13 protein-coding genes are annotated in these 18,204 nt (G+C 47.6%); 7 read left to right on the top strand and 6 right to left on the bottom strand.

Translation table 11 applies throughout. The features are described 5' to 3' along the window. Positions 1-840 (bottom strand): helix-turn-helix transcriptional regulator, encoded by an 840-nt coding sequence (locus tag ACUALS_RS05485; protein WP_334472781.1) that lies wholly within the window; start codon positions 838-840, stop codon positions 1-3. Between the two features lie 381 nt (positions 841-1,221). On the opposite strand from ACUALS_RS05485, the gene ACUALS_RS05480 reads away from it, so the two are divergent. From ACUALS_RS05480 to ACUALS_RS05460, 5 genes are all read left to right on the top strand, one after another. Next, positions 1,222-3,126: a PTS fructose transporter subunit IIABC gene (locus tag ACUALS_RS05480; RefSeq protein WP_454449024.1), complete on the top strand. Its 1,905-nt coding sequence runs from the start codon at positions 1,222-1,224 to the stop codon at positions 3,124-3,126. Between the two features lie 64 nt (positions 3,127-3,190). Beyond that, positions 3,191-4,408, top strand: coding sequence for a mannose-6-phosphate isomerase, class I (gene manA / locus ACUALS_RS05475; RefSeq protein WP_454449023.1), 1,218 nt, complete (start codon positions 3,191-3,193; stop codon positions 4,406-4,408). 249 nt (positions 4,409-4,657) lie between these two features. Continuing rightward, positions 4,658-5,098, top strand: a complete 441-nt coding sequence (locus ACUALS_RS05470; protein WP_334472787.1) for a PTS sugar transporter subunit IIA — start codon at positions 4,658-4,660, stop codon at positions 5,096-5,098. A gap of 12 nt (positions 5,099-5,110) precedes the next feature. Further along, positions 5,111-6,508, top strand: a complete 1,398-nt coding sequence (locus tag ACUALS_RS05465; RefSeq protein ID WP_334472789.1) for a fructose-specific PTS transporter subunit EIIC — start codon at positions 5,111-5,113, stop codon at positions 6,506-6,508. Between the two features lie 195 nt (positions 6,509-6,703). After that, positions 6,704-7,159 (top strand): hypothetical protein, encoded by a 456-nt coding sequence (locus ACUALS_RS05460; RefSeq protein ID WP_334472791.1) that lies wholly within the window; start codon positions 6,704-6,706, stop codon positions 7,157-7,159. Positions 7,160-7,165: 6 nt separating this feature from the next. Here ACUALS_RS05460 and lhgO read toward each other — a convergent pair whose 3' ends face one another. From lhgO to ACUALS_RS05440, 4 genes are all read right to left on the bottom strand, one after another. Continuing rightward, positions 7,166-8,380: an L-2-hydroxyglutarate oxidase gene (lhgO, locus tag ACUALS_RS05455; RefSeq protein WP_334473507.1), complete on the bottom strand. Its 1,215-nt coding sequence runs from the start codon at positions 8,378-8,380 to the stop codon at positions 7,166-7,168. Positions 8,381-8,387: 7 nt separating this feature from the next. Then, complete coding sequence (locus ACUALS_RS05450) at positions 8,388-10,523, bottom strand: TRAP transporter permease (protein ID WP_454449022.1); 2,136 nt, start codon at positions 10,521-10,523, stop codon at positions 8,388-8,390. A gap of 91 nt (positions 10,524-10,614) precedes the next feature. Continuing rightward, complete coding sequence (locus ACUALS_RS05445; RefSeq protein ID WP_454449021.1) at positions 10,615-11,625, bottom strand: TAXI family TRAP transporter solute-binding subunit; 1,011 nt, start codon at positions 11,623-11,625, stop codon at positions 10,615-10,617. 303 nt (positions 11,626-11,928) lie between these two features. Next, positions 11,929-13,287, bottom strand: a complete 1,359-nt coding sequence (locus tag ACUALS_RS05440; RefSeq protein WP_454449020.1) for a sigma-54-dependent transcriptional regulator — start codon at positions 13,285-13,287, stop codon at positions 11,929-11,931. A gap of 163 nt (positions 13,288-13,450) precedes the next feature. Here ACUALS_RS05440 and ACUALS_RS05435 point away from each other — a divergent pair, with 163 nt between their 5' ends. Both ACUALS_RS05435 and ACUALS_RS05430 read left to right on the top strand, forming a co-directional pair. Continuing rightward, a complete protein-coding gene (locus ACUALS_RS05435; RefSeq protein WP_454449019.1) occupies positions 13,451-15,517 on the top strand; it encodes a PAS domain-containing sensor histidine kinase in 2,067 nt (688 codons plus the stop codon). A 246-nt stretch (positions 15,518-15,763) separates the two neighbouring features. Further along, complete coding sequence (locus tag ACUALS_RS05430) at positions 15,764-17,383, top strand: methyl-accepting chemotaxis protein (RefSeq protein ID WP_454449018.1); 1,620 nt, start codon at positions 15,764-15,766, stop codon at positions 17,381-17,383. Positions 17,384-17,496: 113 nt separating this feature from the next. Here the strand turns inward: ACUALS_RS05430 and ACUALS_RS05425 are convergent, their stop codons facing one another. Beyond that, positions 17,497-18,177, bottom strand: coding sequence for a Crp/Fnr family transcriptional regulator (locus ACUALS_RS05425; RefSeq protein WP_331400313.1), 681 nt, complete (start codon positions 18,175-18,177; stop codon positions 17,497-17,499). Between the last annotated feature and the right edge of the window lie 27 nt (positions 18,178-18,204).

The raw sequence follows: 18,204 nt of genomic DNA, 5'->3' as shown, positions 1-18,204 counted from the left end.
TCAAACAGAGCCACGATACTCGGTTGGGGTTCTTCCGGTTCGATTTTTAAACACGCGGCAGAAGTAGTTCACGTCTTTAAAACCACAGCGCATCGCGACTTCATTAAGCTTAAAGTTGTACTTTTTGAGCATGAACTTCGCGCGGTCAATACGCACCCAAGTAATATAGTCCGCTAACGTCATATGCCCTTGCTGGCGGAACAGCCGAGAAAGATGATTGGATGAGATACTAAAGCGTGTCGCGATACTATCTCGGGTAATCTGGCGGTGGAAGTTCTCTTGGATATAGATACAAATCCCCTGATAGAGATCTTGCACGCGACTATGTGATTGCTCGATTGGCGCATCAAGCATAGTTTTGCTGTATTGCAACAGCGCTTGCAGCAATAGCTCATCCATTGGCTTCTTATTACTTTCTCTCGCCAATGCGCTCAGCGCCTCTAAAATATTATCGATGGCAAAACCTGAACGGGTTTGAATACTGTGCTTTTGAATGTCGTAAAAGCTCGCCTCCCCTTTGCGTTTACTGACCAAGCTTAGCCCTAACTGACGCCGCCCAAACAACATACTCAATACCGAACAGTTGGTATCCCAGTCAGGCTTGTTCCAGCAGTTAGGCGGGATGAAAATCGCGTCGCCCGCTTTCGCGACAATGTTCGTCACTTTACGTTCGTGGGTTTCCATTTCATTGACATATTCCCCATCCAACACCAGTTCTAAACGCGGAAAGTTAACCTGATAGCTAAACGCCGGAGGCGTATGAAAATCTCCGGCAAACCAGATGTTGTGGAAAGGCTCTCGCTCGTTAAGTACGGACGAAATTAAATCATGAAATACCATCGTAGCATTATCTCAAACTGCACCCTGCGTGCTGGAAGCCTAGGTATACTCTTTAGTGAAGAGTAGCGCTATTGAGCAAAATCACAACTCGAGATCTGAGTTACAAAAATCCAGTAATAGCAATAAATTTCCAGTATCAAAAAGCCTTAAATCGACAAGAAGTCGAGCTAAACAGTTTGCCAACCTCCCCATAAATAAAGGTATTAAGGAAGGTTAACCACTGTCAACACCCTTACCAATCACCACTCTGAAACGATCGAAATCACACTCTAAAAGGGACGCAACAATCCTCCAGTAAATGCGTTTTTTCTTCACTACAGAGCACTGCTGATAGATTTCAAAATACCCCTAACACAACAAGAAACGTACTAGGGGTCCACTATGATCACCAAATTGATCAATGAAAATCTAATTAAGCTTGAGCTTGAGGCCACCTCCAAACAAGAGGTGTTTGAAGAGCTTGTCGAGGTGCTATACCAACAAGGTCGAATTTCCAATAAAAGCGATTTTTTGGCAGACATTCTAAAACGCGAAGCTGAGGGTAACACGGGCTTTGAGGAAGGCATTGCCATCCCGCACGCCAAAAGTGCAGCCGTGCTTGAACCTGCCGTCGTTATCGGCGTTCGCAAAGCAGGTATCGAATACGGCGCAGATGACGGCCAGCCATCAACACTCTTTTTTATGATTGCTTCTCCTGATGGCGGCGATGATCACCATATTCAAGTATTGGCAGAACTCTCATCCAAGCTGATTGAAGATGGCTTTGTTGAACGCTTTATCAATGCAACCTCCCCTCAGCAAGCACTTGAGTTGCTGCTTCAAAAACCGCAAACCGAACAGGCGCAACCTTTAGATAACTCCAAAGGCTTTATCATTGGCGTGACTGGTTGCCCCGCAGGCGTTGCCCACACTTACCTCGCAGCGGAAGCGTTAGAAAAAGGCGCACATGCTATGGGCTTTGAGGTCAAAGTCGAAACCAACGGCTCTATCGGAGTGAAAAACAGCCCTACCGAAGAAGAGATTGCTCGCGCGGATGCGATTGTTGTCGCCTGTGATAAACAAGTGGATATGGCACGCTTCGCTGGTAAACGAGTCATAAAAACGAACGTAAAAGCGCCGATTCGTGACGCGCAAGGTTTGATTACGCAAGCGCTGAATGCTCCAGCTTACCAAGCCGAAGCCACCAGCACTGGGCAATCAGTCTCTGATAAAGCGTCTCAAGCACGCTCTGATCTTTACCGTTACCTTATGAACGGCGTATCACACATGATCCCATTCGTGGTAACGGGTGGTCTTCTAATTGCTCTTGCTCTCGCTGTTGGTGGTGAACCGACGGAAGCGGGTATGGCAATTCCTGCAGGCAGCATGTGGAATCAAATCTTAGAGGTCGGCGTGGTCGCCTTCACCCTGATGATCCCAATTCTTGCCGGTTACATCGCCTACGCCATCGCTGATCGCCCAGCACTCGCACCTGGTCTGATTGGTGGCTGGATTGCCAACAACGGATCATTTTATGGCGCTGAAGCTGGAACAGGCTTTATTGGTGCTATCGTTGCAGGTCTATTAGTGGGTTACTTCGTTAAGTGGATCACTTCAATCAACTACCACAAGTTCATTCAACCTCTTGTGCCAATCATGATCGCCCCGATCACAGGCTCACTGTTTATTGCCGGTCTGTTTATCTTTGTTATTGGCGCTCCAATCGCAGGATTGATGGACAGTTTGACCGCACTACTTACTAGCATGAGCACAGGCAACGTGGTTCTACTGGGTATCGTACTCGGCGGCATGGCTGGCTTTGATATGGGCGGTCCATTTAACAAGGTCGCGTTCCTATTCTCTGTCGGCATGATTGCAAGCGGCCAAACTCAATTTATGGGTGCAATGGCATGTGCAATCCCTGTCGCGCCATTAGGTATGGCTCTAGCAACGGTACTTGGTCGTAAGTTTGAGCTGTTTGAATCTTCTGAAATTGAAGCAGGTAAAGCCGCAGGCGCAATGGGCTTAGTTGGCATCTCTGAAGGTGCGATTCCATTTGCGGCGCAAGATCCTATGTCGGTGATTCCTGCCAACGTATTGGGCTCTATGGTTGCAGCCGTGATGGCGTTCTCATTTGGCATTACTAACAGCGTTGCTCACGGTGGCCCAGTTGTCGCTCTACTTGGTGCAATGAACTACCCACTGCTCGCCCTTGTTTGTATGGCGGCAGGTGCGGGCGTAACCGCTCTAACTTGCATCACCTTAAAGAACCTTCGCAAAGCGAAATACACCGCTGCTGCGGCTTAACTCTTCCCTTTGATATTGGCTTGGGCAACACGTCCAAGCCACTTTTCTCTTTATGGTGATCTCTATGTCTGAACTACCTATCAATACTGAATCGCTGCTAAAGCGTGTGTTTTACCCAATGACAAACGTGATTCAAAACTACGAATGGGGCAGCCCATCATCGTTTACTCAACTGTTTGGCACCGCAAACGCGTCAGGTGAGCCACAAGCCGAGATCTGGATGGGAGCACACCCAAATGGTTGCTCACTGGTTGATACTGGAACCAAGCAGACCAAACTGTCTAATCTAATCGGCCAAAACCTTAATCTGTTTTTGAGTGATAAGATTGCTCGCCGCTTTGGTGAACTACCTTACCTGTTTAAAGTGCTCGCGGCCGAAAAAGCGCTCTCGATTCAAGTCCATCCGAACAAACATCAGGCGGAGTTTGGGTTTAAGCGCGAAGAGCAGCAAGGTATTCCACTTTCTGCAAGCCAGCGTAACTACAAAGATGCCAACCACAAACCTGAGCTTGTTTACGCGTTAACCGAGTACACGGCGATGAATGGCTTTAGACCGATTAACGAGATCCTTGCCCATTTCAACTACCTTGATATTCCTGAACTCAATTCGCTGGTGAACGATCTGTCAGGCGATCAAAGCCCTAATGGCTTAGCAAACTTCTTCTCAGCCTTGTTATCACTGCAAGGTAAGCAGAGAGAAGTGGCACTAATGAAGCTGATCATAAAAGGCAAGCTGTCGCCGACGCCACTGTTTAACCTGATTGTGGAGCTTGAAGAGCAGTATCCGGGCGATGTGGGCTTGTTCGCTCCGTTGATCCTCAATGTGATCGTTTTAAAACCTGGCCAAGCAATGTATTTAGATGCCGAAACGCCTCATGCCTATATCAAAGGTACTGGGCTTGAGATCATGGCAAACTCCGACAATGTGCTGCGCGCAGGACTCACGCCAAAATACATGGATGTGAAAGAGCTGGTTTCTTGCACTCGCTTTAACGAAAAGCGACTCGATAGCCTGTTGTTAGAGCCGACACAAAACAACGGTATGCTCGAATACCCGATTCCGGTCGAAGATTTTAAATTCGCGATTATTGAACACTCTGAACGGCGAGAAATTAAAACACAAGGCGCTGAAATACTGCTTCCTCTGGATGAAGCCATGCTCCTAACCCACATTTGCGGTGAGCAGTGCGTCATCGAAAAGGGCAAGTCGGTATTTATTCCTGCTTACGCTCAGCAATACACCATAGCCTGCGCAGGTCGAGTCGCTCGCGCATACAGTTAACGACTGTGCTCCTGCCTTCCCCCAAGGTCAGCACTCGTTTATTGCCCTGCTTATGCGGGGCTTTTTTATCTCTTTCTATGTGTTGATTCGAGTTTATTTTGTGACCGTTAACACAGGCTAAAAATGACGCCTATCACACTTAAAATTAGCGGATACAAAAGTCTAGTAGTTGGATTTTTTTTACTATTTCCGAGTTTGATAGCAAGGATTAAATTAACTCCATTGCATAAGCACTGATGAGTAAAACAAATGATTACCGAACTAACCAACGTCAATTTAATTAAAGTCAACCTTCAAGCAAATAATAAAAAAGAAGCCTTCGAAGAGCTTGCAGAAATGTTATTCAACAACGAGCGTATTAATAACAAATCCGCATTCTTGAATGATATTGAAACGCGTGAATCCTTAAGCGTCACCTCTATGGATGGCATTGCTTACCCACATGCCAAAAGCCAAGCCGTCACTAACCCTGCCATTGCTGTTGGCGTAAAGCGTGAAGGCCTTGAGTACGGCGATGAAGACGGCATCAAACCCAGCCTATTTTTTATGATCGCATCACCGGATAACGGCGCCGATCATCATATTTATGTTCTTCAAGAACTATTCGGAAAATTCAGCGAAGAGTTTATTGAAGAGGTCCAAAACGCAAGAGACGAACAACAAATCCTTAATATTTTAATCAATTCATAAGGCGTAGTAATTATGAGTACCCTAACAGCTCAAGCTACTAACAATAGCGATTTTAAAAAACTACTCAGCACCATGAAAGGACACCTTTTATTCGGTACTTCTCATATGCTTCCATTTATTGTTGCGGGTGGTGTACTTCTGGCACTAGCGGTAATGGCATCAGGTAAAGGTGCGGTTCCAGCAGACGGTTTATTGGCTGATATTTCTAATATCGGTATTAAAGGTCTGGTGCTGTTCCCAATTATTTTGGGTGGCTTCATCGGCTATTCTATTGCTGATAAACCAGCACTTGCGCCAGCGATGATCTCTTCTGGCATTATGGCGGATATGGGCGGCGGCTTCTTAGGTTGTATCGTGGCAGGTTTCATTGCTGGTGGCGTAGTTTTCCAACTTAAGAAAATCCCTCTTTCTGCTAACATGACGGCACTCGGCGCTTATTTCATCTACCCACTTATCGGTACGCTTATCTCCGCAGGTATCGTTTTATGGGGTATCGGTGAGCCAATCAAACTGTTCATGGCGTCTATGAACGAATTCCTAGCTTCAATGGCTGGCGCGTCTAAAGTAGTTCTAGGTACGATTCTTGGTGGTATGACGGCGTTCGATATGGGCGGTCCAATCAACAAAGTCGCGACGCTATTCGCTCAAACTCAAGTAGACACTCAACCATGGCTAATGGGCGGTGTGGGCATCGCAATCTGTACGCCTCCTCTAGGCATGGCGCTAGCAACCTTCCTATTCAAGAAGAAGTTCACTAAGCAAGAGCAAGAAGCAGGTAAAGCGGCAGCAATCATGGGCTCTATCGGCATTTCTGAAGGCGCGATTCCATTCGCAGCTAACGACCCAATGCGCGTTCTTCCTTCAATTGTTGCTGGTGGTATCGTTGGCTGTGTGTTCGGTTTCCTGACTGACGTGCTACTGCACGCACCATGGGGCGGTCTAATTACGGCGCCTGTGTCAAGCAACATCCCAATGTACGTGGTGGGTATTGCGCTAGGTTCGCTAACAACCGCTCTTATCGTAGGCTTCTGGAAACCAGTGGCTGAAGAATCAGAAGAAGAACTCGAACCAGCAGCACCTGTGCAAGCTCAAGCGGCTCCAGCAGCAGGCGAAGGCGAGTATGACGTAGTAGCGGTAACATGTTGCCCATCTGGCGTAGCACACACTTTCATGGCAGCGAAAGCACTAGAGAAAGCAGGTGCGGCAGCAGGCATTAAGATTAAGGTAGAAACTCAAGGTCAAAACGGTATCCAGAACCGCATCACTGACCTAGATGTTGCAAACGCGAAGCTGGTAATTCTCGCTCACGACATTCAAGTGAAAGACGCACAGCGCTTTGCTAACGCGAATGTGGTTGAGTGTTCGACCAAAGAAGCAATGAAAAAAGCCGCAGAGTTAATTCAAGCTTAAATTTAGCTATACAAACTAAGCCCGAGCAAATAGATGCTCGGGCTTTTATCGTTCCATCGTTTGCAGCTCTCTTGCTCAAAAAAAACCTAGAGTGCTTCCAAGAGCTTATTCTGAAATCGTGCCTTTTCGTTGGCGATAGATACGATGAGAATTCAGCCTATATCTATCAATCCAAAAATAACAAAAGGACGTCTCATGGCAAAACCGACACAGGATGACATCACTCGCCTAAACCGCTACTTCGCGATTGAAAGTAATAATGAGTTTTGGAGCTTGTCTGAAAAAGCCAGTACAACACAAGACCAGCAACGATTACTCACGGTTGCATTTTCGTCGCTCTATCATTGGTCAAGCGTAGGCACGGCAGACAACATACACCTCGCTGAACTCGCAGTTGCAAGAGCTCTTTGCATCAGTGGGTCAACGCTGAGCCTGTCATTTGCCCAAAGCGCGTTTGAACACTTTGACGGTAAAGGGGCAGACTGGATTCAAGCATTCACCAACGCAGTGTTAAGCCATGGGTTATCTATATCCGATCACAAAGCGCAAGCCGCAGAGCACTACCAGCAAGCAGTTAATTATCAGGCTAAGTTGTCAGAAGGTGATAGAAGCGTATTCGATGCAACCTTCAACACCATTCCAACCCCTTAACTTCACTTACCCCACTTTAGCGATGACCTTTTGGCAGATATATTCACCAATAGGCATCGCTGAAGTCGCAGCAGGAGATGGTGCGTTACAAACATGCAAACTGCGAGGGCTTTCAGCAAACAGAAAGTCATGAACGAGCGTACCATCTTTCATCACCGCCTGAGCGCGAATACCGGCAGGATAAGGCTTCAGATCACTGAGTCGAATGCTAGGGCAATACTTGTTAACTAGTTTCAAGTAGCCGGGCTTCCACCATGAGTTTTTAAATTCCACCAACCCAGTTTTGAGGTGTTTCGCTGTTACTTTCCAAAAGCCACTGAAACGCAGCATCTGCATAGTGTCTTTGAGACTAAAATTGATCGCCCCATACCCTTCCCGCTTCCAACCCTGAACGGCATTAGGGCCCACCGTCACCGAACCATCAATCATTCTGGTGAGGTGCACGCCCAGAAATGGCAAATCAGGGTCAGGAATGGGGTATATAAGATGATTCACTATGCCATTATGCTTGGAATCAAGTCGATAATACTCCCCGCGATAAGGCACGATTTGAAAGTCAGTCTCAATAGATAACATCTTGGTCATTCGATCGGCCATCAGACCTGAACACGTGATTAAGAACTGACCCACCACCACCGAGCTTTCGCCTTTGCTCATACAAGTGAGATAGATGTCATCACTGGTCTCTTGAGCCGCAATCACTTCCGATTCAAGTTGCACCTCTCCACCGAGTTCGACAAACTCCTTGGCCATCTGAGCGGTGACTTGTTTGTAATCCACTATGCTGGTCGATTTAACGTAAATGGCGCCAAGCCCTGTGATATTAGGCTCAGCCAAACTTAGCTGAGCTTGGTCCAACAGCTCAACCTCAATCCCATTCTCATCACAGCGTTGGTAGAGGGCATGCATCCGTTGCAGCTCCACATCATTTGTCGCGACCAACAATTTCCCGCAGTTCTCGACCGCTATATTGTGTTGACGGCAGAAATCGATCGTTCGCTCTACCCCTCGTTTACAAAACTCGGCTTTGAGGCTTCCCGGTTGATAATAGACACCCGCGTGAATAACACCGCTGTTATGCCCCGTTTGGTGATGGGCAAATCCCGACTCTTTTTCAATCAATAGGATGGTTTTATCAGGCTGGGCTTGTTTGAGTTGCCAAGCGGTAGACACACCGACGATCCCGCCACCTACAACCACATAGTCGTACACTCGTTCCATATTCATGTTAATTGGCCACCTTGTCCGCTGGTCCCTTCACGCTCAATGCCGAAGATTGACGACCACTGTGAAGGAAAATCGCAATGAACGCCCCACTTAACACTAAGCGGATCCAGATCGATACATCAGGCCAAACGAGCGCCAAACCAATCGCAACCAACCCAATACGAACTAGCACATTGAGCTCTCCCTCAAGGTATCCTTCGATTGCGCCGATAAAAGCGTAAGTGCCGACAATGGCAAACACACCCGTGACAAGTACTGACGTCACATCCCAACTGACCAATCCGGTATACGCAATCAGCAATGGGACAAGATACAATCCCTTGGCAATTTTCCATGCCATCAAGCCTGTTCGCATTGGTGGCGTTTTGGCGATTGTCGCCGCCGCAAACGCAGTCAAACATACTGGCGGCGTCACGTTACTGTCTTGAGAAAGCCAGAAAATGATTAAGTGAGCCGACAGCAGCGCTAGGCCAACCGCTTCTAAACCAAGGCTTTGCTCTAGTAACGTTTCCATGAAATCAGCAGGAACAAGCGCAACCATCTCTTTTGCCGTCTCAAGCGTCATGGGTGCACTCAACAGCGCCAGCTTATCAGGTGCGGCAAGCATAAAGATCGCTTTTGCTTGTTCAGGCAGTTGACCAGCCACAAGCAGATCAAGTAGCTGATTCTCAGCCAGCAACTTGTACAACGCCGGGGCAGAAAGCGTGCCCAGCACAATATACGCTGCGGTAACAGGAAGCCCCATACCGAGTACCAATGAAGCTAGTGCAATCAACACGATCATGGTAAACAAATCACCATTCGCCCAGCCATCAATCATAAGCGAGAAGGTGTTTCCGATCCCCGTGGTACTGATAACGTTAATCACTAAGCCAATTCCCACCAGTAACACCGCTGTCGTTGCCATGTTTTTCGCCCCTTGGGAAAGCGCTTCAATGATCGCTCTAGGGCCCATTTTGTGATTTTTGGAAAACCACGACGCGACAACCACTGAAATGATAGACAGCCCAGCTGCATAGGTGGGCGTGAAGCCCTGCACCAACAAGGTAACTAACACAGCCAATGGAATCAGATTGTGCCAACCGGAAATCAGCACCTTAAACAGAGACTCATCGCTCGTCGTTACTTTTTGTACCCCGCTGCGCTTTGCTTCGATACGGACAAAAAACGCTACGGATAAGAAGTAAATCAGCGCAGGAATAAACGACACCGCGATGATGTCGACATAAGGAATCTGCGTATACGAGGCCATTATGAAGGCACCCGCCCCCATAACAGGAGGCATCAGTTGCCCTCCGGTGGATGCCGCGGCTTCAACCCCTGCAGCAAATCGAGACGGAAAGCCCGCTTTTTGCATCAAAGGGATACTAATAACCCCAGTAGACACAGTATTCGCGACACTCGAGCCAGAGACAGACCCCATTAAACCAGAGCCGATCACGGCGATAAACCCAGGGCCGCCAATGATTTTACCCGCGGCCGCTCGTGCAACATCAATAATGTAATCGCCCACCCCTGAACGCACTAAGAAGGCGCCAAACAAGATGAACATGAAAACGAAGGTCCAGCTGATCCGAGAGATCGAACCAAACATACCTTCAGAAGAGTAAAAGCTGCGGTACAGCAATGTTTCAAGGCTTAAACCCGGGAAATGGAAAATGCCACTTGCCCACTGTCCCCACACCACAACGTAGCTTAAACACACCAAGATCAGCATGGGAATAAACCAACCCATGGTTCGGCGAATCAATTCGATAACAATGGCAATAGCAAGAATGGCAAAAAACCAATCACTGGCGACAAACTTAACTCCTCGCTCATACAGCGCATCTTCCGCAAATGGGATGTACACCAGACAAGCAAGCGCCGCAATCGCAATCAGCACATCGACCCCAAGCGCGAACTTACTCTTTTTCAACGAAATATGTGCTGGGTACCACAGCGCACAAATCACAGCAAAACCCGCAAAGTGCGTTGCTGAAGTCCATAACTCGGGTAAGGTCGACAAGGTATTGAACCAAATATGTAACAGCGATAGCACCACACCAAACGCGGTAATGACTTTGCCCACCCACGGAAAATCCGTTCGGGTAGGTAACTCAAATTTTTGCAATTCCTCTTGCATCGAATCGCTCATAATCCACTCCAAGGCACTCCAACTTCTCAGTAGAGCAAAACAAATAATAATTGAAGCGCGCACCGCTCATCGGGTGCGCGTTATCAGGTGATCAGTTGATCAATAGTTCAGACGGGATCTCGACACCCACTTCTTTGTAGTAACGAGCAGCTCCCGGATGAAGAGGAAGTGGCAAACCCGCGATCGCTTTTTCAATCGCCATCGCTTTTGTTGCTTTGTGAATGCCTTGTAGGAATGGTAGGTTTTCGTAAATCGTTTTGGTTAGTTGGTAAACATCTTCTTCAGAAATATCTTGTCGAACCGCTAAGAAGTTAGGTTGAGCAATGGTTGTGATCGGCTTGTCGACACCCGGGTAGGTGTTGGCTGGGATTTCATATTTCGTCCAAAGATTGTATTTGCCATTCGCCATTTTGATCTGCTGATCGGTAAACGATAGGATTTGGATATCATCACCCAGTGCGGCAAATGCTTGAGTTACCGCTCCGACAGGAACACCCGCTGGCGTGTTCATGCCATCAATGGTGCCATTTTGCAGTGCACTCGCACTACCGCCATAGCCCATGTACGCAAGATTAAACTTGTCTGGGTCGACCTCTAAGCCTTTCATGATTTGACGACCAGAGTTCTCTGTTCCTGAGTTCTTCTTACCGATGGAAAACTTCTTGCCATCTAGATTGTTCAGATCGCTTACCGTCCCACTTTCCACAAGGTCTGAACGGACAATGAAGTGCTCAACGTTTTGCCAAAGCATAGACACAGAGCGTAGCCCTTCTTGGCGACCACTTTTCTCGTAAGGACCTTGACCAGACCAAGCCCAAGCGCCGTACAACCCCTGCAGGATGGCAAATTGCGCTTCGTTTTTATTCAGCAGCTTAACGTTCTCACCAGATCCTGCTGAGCTGATCGCTGACAAAGAGAAGTGATGCTTAGGTGCCAGTTTCACTTTGCTCAAGGTCGCCAAAGCAACCCCCACTGGATAATACGTTCCCCCTGTCGATGCCGTTGCAAGGATGTAGCTGCGATCTTCTGCTACCGCATTCGATACCAAGCCAAAAGAAGCCATCGCGACCGCTAGGGTTTTCACCAGTTTGTTGTATTTCATCTTTACTCTCCATGTAGAGTTGTTCACGTTATTATTTTGTTAAATCAATTCTGTAAGAGCAAAAGCGGTGCCAAACCGTAAGTTATTGAATTATTTAGATAGAAAATCATATAGTGACGTAAATGAGCAAAATCTTGCTCATTTACAAAGAGAACGATGAGCAAAAAATCGCTCATTTCACAGAGTCATATTGGCCATATAACCCTTATTAATGACTAAAAAGTTAAATAAATGTGATCATTCAAACAAACCGCAGCAAATTTGTGGTGAGCAAAATTTCGCTTATCCCACCACAAGTCAGTATTAATCACCACTCACATAATCACTTCGATTCAACGCATAGCGCGCCATTTTTTGGTTGAGCGTTCGCCGTGGAAGATCCAGCTCTTGCATCACTTGGGTAATTTTGCCGTTGTGACGTACCAGCGCATCATGAATCACTTTGCGTTCAAAGCTCTGGACCTGAATCGCTAACGGAATTCCGGCGTTGGAGGTTTCGCTTAAAGTATTCGGTCGAGAAGAGAGAATCTCACCCACCGTGACCGATTCATCGAGTGCAAACCGGATCGCGACATTGCGCAGTTCACGAACATTGCCAGGCCACGAGTAAGTCAATAGGGCTTGCCTGTCTGCTTCACTGGCTAAACGCGTACTCTGATTGGCTTGATGGGAAAAGTGCTCAAACAGCAGCAAAGCATCATCTTCGCGTTCGCAAAGGGGCGGAAGATAAAGCTGAGCGACGTTCAATCGATAGTAAAGGTCTTGGCGAAAATCAGGATGATTCATCAGATCGTGTTTAGCGGCGGCCACAACGCGCAAATCGACTGAGATTGGCTGATTGCCGCCCACTCGCTCAACCATATGGTCTTGCAAAGAGCGCAATACTTTCACTTGCATCGCGAGCGGCATACTCTCGATTTCATCAAAAAACAGGGTCCCTTTGTTGGCATACTCCAGCTTTCCAACGCGACGTTTGGTCGCTCCTGTAAACGCCCCTGCCTCATGACCAAACAGCTCGCTCTCAAATAGGTTTTCTGGAATCGCTCCGCAATTTAGGGGAACGAAAGGATGACGCTGCCGGCGACTGAACTGATGCAAACATGTCGCAACCAACTCCTTACCACAGCCGGTATCGCCGTATATGATCACATTGGTATCGATGGTCGCCACTTTGGCGATTTGCTCCCGAAGATCGCACATCACCTGACTACGACCAATGATGATTTCTTCAATCCCGTCGACGCTCTCAAGATAAGAGCGTCTATCTTCTCGCTCTTTGCCCTGTTGATAATGGGCAGCCGCGGCTAACACGGTATCGGACAAACGCTGAGGATCAAACGGCTTTTCTATAAAGTCATAAGCGCCCATTTGCAGCGCTTTCACCGCCATATCCACATCACCATGGCCGGTAATCAATATCACGGGAATAGTTGGAAATCGCTGCTTAACTTGGCTCAGAAGCTCTACGCCATCCATGCCGGGCAGTCTTACATCACTGACGATTACGTCGAATTCACTGTGCTGGAGCGAGGCCATCAACTGCTCACCATCATCAAAAGGGCTCACTTCAAACCCAGCGAGCTGCAGCCACTGACTGGTCGCTTGACGAACAATGGCATCATCTTCCACCAGTGCGACACATGCTTCCATTACTTCTTCCATACGATGCATTCCTCCTTCGGCAACGGTATGAGAAAAAGTCAACAACGGAAAGGAGCTAGCTCCCACTTTTCATCTACAAGTTCTTAACAAAAAATCGTGAATTTGCTAGCGTGTTGACGGTAACACCAATGAGAAGCCCATCCGTTTGAGTTAGGAAACGCCAATGAGTAGAGGTCATCGTTATTGGCTATTGATTCTCGTGATCTCGGCCATCAGCGCCATTCAGATCGCCAGCAGAGAGATCGCTACTCAATGGAGTTTGAGTGCCATTCAAAGCCAAACTGAACAGCGATTGCTCGATTATATCGGTGATGCTCGCCGCTCGTTGCAACGTTTCTACCATTTGCCTTACCTCGTGACTAACGACTCACAAAGCCTCGACTACCTCAAAGGCAACCTAACATTACAACCTGATATCGAAGAGCAACTGGCTAAGCTCGACAAAGCCGCCAACACGCTCGGTTGGTCGATTCTCTCATCAGGCGGTGATGTGTTGGCGTCAAGCTCAAAGCAATACCAACTCCCCCCCACAGATATCGAATCCATTGTTAAACAAATCCATAAACAGCGTGAAGGCGTGGCGGTCGTCACCAAAAACAAGGGAACCTTTGCCGAGTATTTCCTAGCCGCGCCGATGTACTTGGGGCTTGATATCGCAGGTATTGTCGTCGTCCAGATCGATCTGAGCTTACTCACCGAACAGTGGCTTACCAGTGAAGAGATCATTTTAGCGGAGAAGCCCAACAGCCACGTTTTTCTCTCTAGTAGCAAGACTTACACCGCGGACTGGTTTAATGATGCGTTCGACAAACAACAAATGAGCGAGCCAACCACTTTGTTCGACGACACACGTTTTTCAATTTGGCCGCTCGGTAAAACGCGTTACCTCGCGCAATCTGTCCTGCTAGACGATCTGCAATGGGAGCTCACCTATCTCACCCCAATCAGTACAATGGAAAACAATGTTGCCTGGTTAAGCTGGAGCATTGCCGTGGCTTGTGTGGTGGTCTGTTTGCTACTCATCATTCGCTATCAGAAGCATCAAAAAGCCTTGAGCCAAGTGAGAATTCAGAAATTGTTGGTCGAGTCGGAAAAGCGGCTCAATGCCATGATCAACAAAACTCACGTAGGGATCCTATTAGTCAATAAAGACGGTTTGATCACCGACATTAACTCGATGGCAAAACGCTACTTTAACCTCGCCGATTCCATGATTGGTTCAGTGGATGCTTGGCAGTTGTTCGATACGGGGAATCCAAACTCAACCACACTTAGGCTGCTCAAAAACCTTTCCCAACATCGAGAAGTCGCCGAACTGAGTAGCGTCGAAACCTTCGCCCGACGCAGTGACGGCAGCCATTTCCCGGTCCTATTTTCAATCAGCCAATTCCGCTGGGATGCACACTCCTACTACTTATGTACCATCATGGACATCAGTAAACGTAAGAAGGCAGAAATCGCACTGGAATCGGCAAATCGACTGCTGCAACAACGAGTAGAAGAGCGAAGCCAAGCGCTAGAGGAAGCGCAGAAGGAGCTTATCGAAACCAGTAAATTGGCAGCATTAGGTCGAATGTCGAGCGCGATTACGCATGAACTCAACCAGCCGCTAACAGGATTGAGAACACTATTATCCAGTAATCAACTGCTTATTGAACGGGGTGAAACAAAACTGGCCCAAGCCAATTTAGAACTGGTCAACACCCTAATTGATCGGATGGCTAACATGACCTCTCAGTTGAAATCCTTTGCCTTTCAGAAGCTGGAAAATCCTGAACCCGTCTCTCTGACCTTGGCCCTAGAAGAAGTACTGCGGCTAGAGCAAGACGCCCTCAAATCGATCGATGTTCGAGTGCGGGTGGCGCAAGATGTGAACTGGGTGTTGGGAGAAGAGGTACGCCTGCGTCAAGTACTAGGTAACCTGATTCGCAACGCGATTGATGCGCTCAAAGGTTGCGCTAATCCAGCCATTAGCATCAACGCCAAGCGCATCGGTGATAAGGTCACTCTCGATGTTTCCGATAATGGCTGCGGCATTGACCCTGACCAACTGGGCTCCATCTTTGAACCATTCCAAACCAATAAAAAAATTGGCGAAGGTCTTGGCTTGGGTCTTGCCATCACCGCCAATAATGTCAGAGACATGCGAGGCACCATTCACGCCTCGCTCAACACGGAATCAGGGATGACATTCACCCTGACGTTGGACAGTTGCACAAACGGACGCTAGCAAACCTACCGCTCTCTCATTCACCACATCTCTTAGTCAGCCCTAGCAGCCGTCCTACCTAAGCAAACTGCGCCTAACGCCATGAAAATTTACCGTATTTTATTCATTTTTCGCATTATTTGATCAAATGCACCTTACTGATATGAAAACTTATGAACAGTGTGGTTTTATGAACTCAATCGCTCAAAGAAAACGGATCCTTGTTAAAGTTCGCGGTGACGTCAGAACAATAATAACGGATCAATAATGAAACTAAGTAACCTAACAATAAAATCCAAACTCGCGTCGATTGTCTTATTGTCGGCAATTCTTATCGCGATGGCATGCGCATACAACCTATTGCAACAACGTAACTCCTCAATGCTGGAGCGCCAAGACAAACTTCAGGCGCAGGTCGAATCTGTGCTCAGTTTGACTCAGCATTACTACAATCAACGTCAAACCCTCGGAGAAGAGACCGCTAAACAGCAAGCGCTCAAAGCGATTGAAGCCATCCGATACGATGGCAATAATTATTTCTGGATTGTTGACCAGCAAACACGTGTCGTTCAGCACCCGCTCAAACCTGAGTTGAATGGCAAAACGGCCAAAGACTTTACCGATGGTGCGGGCAAGCACCACTGGCAGGAAATGGTGGCCATTTCAAACACGCCAGCGCAAAAAGGTTTCCTAGACTATCAATGGAAAAGCCCTCAAGGCGCGATGAAAGATAAGATCTCTTACGTGCAACTATTTCCTGAATGGGGATGGGTTATTGGCTCTGGCATTCTGGTCTCTGACATTCAGGAGGCATTTTACGCACTTGCTATCAAAGAGACCGTCGTAGCACTTATACTCACTGGGCTTCTGTTCGCCATGGGTTACGTGATCTCAAATAATATCCTTACCCCTCTAGAAAAACTCATCACCCATATGCACAACATCGCCGATGGAGATTTGCGAGGTCGTCTTAACCTTACACGTAAAGATGAGCTAGGTGATATGGGTAAGCAAATGGATAAAATGCTCGACAAGCTGCAAACCACCCTCAGCACCGCCCATGACTCGGCGATTCAATCAAGTACCATGGCGAGTCAAATTGCTCAAGCCAGTGAAGAAGCTGCCACCAGCGTCAACTCTCAGCATAGCCAGCTAGAGTTGCTCTCAACCGCAATGACAGAGATGAGCGCAACAATTTCGGATGTTGCCACGAATGCTGAAAACACCTCAGAAAGTACAGGCAAAGTGGTCAACCACGTTCAAGTCAACGATGAAGCAATGAAGGTTACATCAAAGTCGATTGCGCATGTTTCTGACAATATCTCCCTCGCCAATGATTTGGTTCGCGGTTTACAGGCAGGGGTTAATGAAATCAGCAATGTGGTTGAAGTCATCCGTGACGTCTCTGAGCAAACCAACCTACTCGCACTCAATGCGGCGATTGAAGCGGCGCGCGCGGGTGAACAAGGCCGAGGCTTTGCGGTTGTCGCGGATGAGGTCCGCAATCTCGCGAGCCGCACGCAAAACTCGACCAATGAAGTGCAACACACCATCGAGAAGCTAACTGAACAAGCCAACAAAACCTTCGAAGCAATGCAAACAAGTAATGAGAATGTCGCTCAAAGCGTTGAATCATCAGAACATACTCGCAAGCAGTTAGATCTCATTGTGGTTGAAATGCAAAACGCCAACGATATGGTGGCACAAATCGCCGCCGCCTCAGAGCAGCAAAGTGCTGTTGCCACAGAGATGAATGAAAACGTAACAGGCATCCACCTCGCCGCAAACGAAGTGCTCCAAGCGTCACAATCGCTCGCACAAGACAGCCAAGCCATGGCCAACACCGCAGAGCACCTCAATGATCAGCTGAAGTATTTTAAGGTTTGACCCTGACAAACCTCAAATTGGAACAGCTACCGCTGCAATGGCGGTCGCTGTTTATCTAAACAACGGCGTAACTAAACACTTTTTAATTCAGAGCCTGCGGGATAACTGGCAGCTTACTCGTAGGTATCAAGAAACGTTATTAACGCCGCTTCATCAATAATCTCAAGCCCCTGTTCTCCCTTTTTGATCAATCCCTTATCCATCAAATCTTTTACGGCTCGGCGATAAACTCGCCCTGAGGTACCAAAGCGTTCCGCTTCTTGATTCACTTTATCGAATCCACCGAGCAAGGTGTTGGTTTGTTTTTGCACCAGCAAGTCATAAGCGATGTTGTAGGTGATAGGATGTAACAAGCGATTGGTGTAGATGTCCATTGAGTCTTGATAATCCTCTGCCAAGGCAGAAGCAAAAAAGAACATCATGTCGGGGTGCTGATGCAGTGCTTCAGTCAGTTTTTGAATACAGATGATGTCCACTTGCATGTGTTCATCTGCCACTACATTCCACTGACAGGGTGTCTGAGTGAAGTACTCCATTTCACCATAAAGATGGTAATCGCAATTGGCTTCGCCCAGTTGAAAACGACGACCGTTGGCAGCAATTATGCTCATCGAAACTCGACCGACTGGTACAACGTACAGATATTGAAGCTGCTCACCTTGGCGAAGGATCTCCTCACCAGAATCAAAGTAGCGACTGCCGATTTGGCATTGAAAGATTAAGTCACGAAACTCGGCACTTTTCTGCTCTAGAAAGCGTTGGAAACGTCCAGTGGGGTAAGGGCTTATTTTCACGTGAGTTTCTCTTTAATGACAACAATC

The sequence above is a fragment of the Vibrio sp. NH-7 genome, from assembly GCF_053643215.1.
This window is presented reverse-complemented; position numbering and strand designations above follow the sequence as displayed.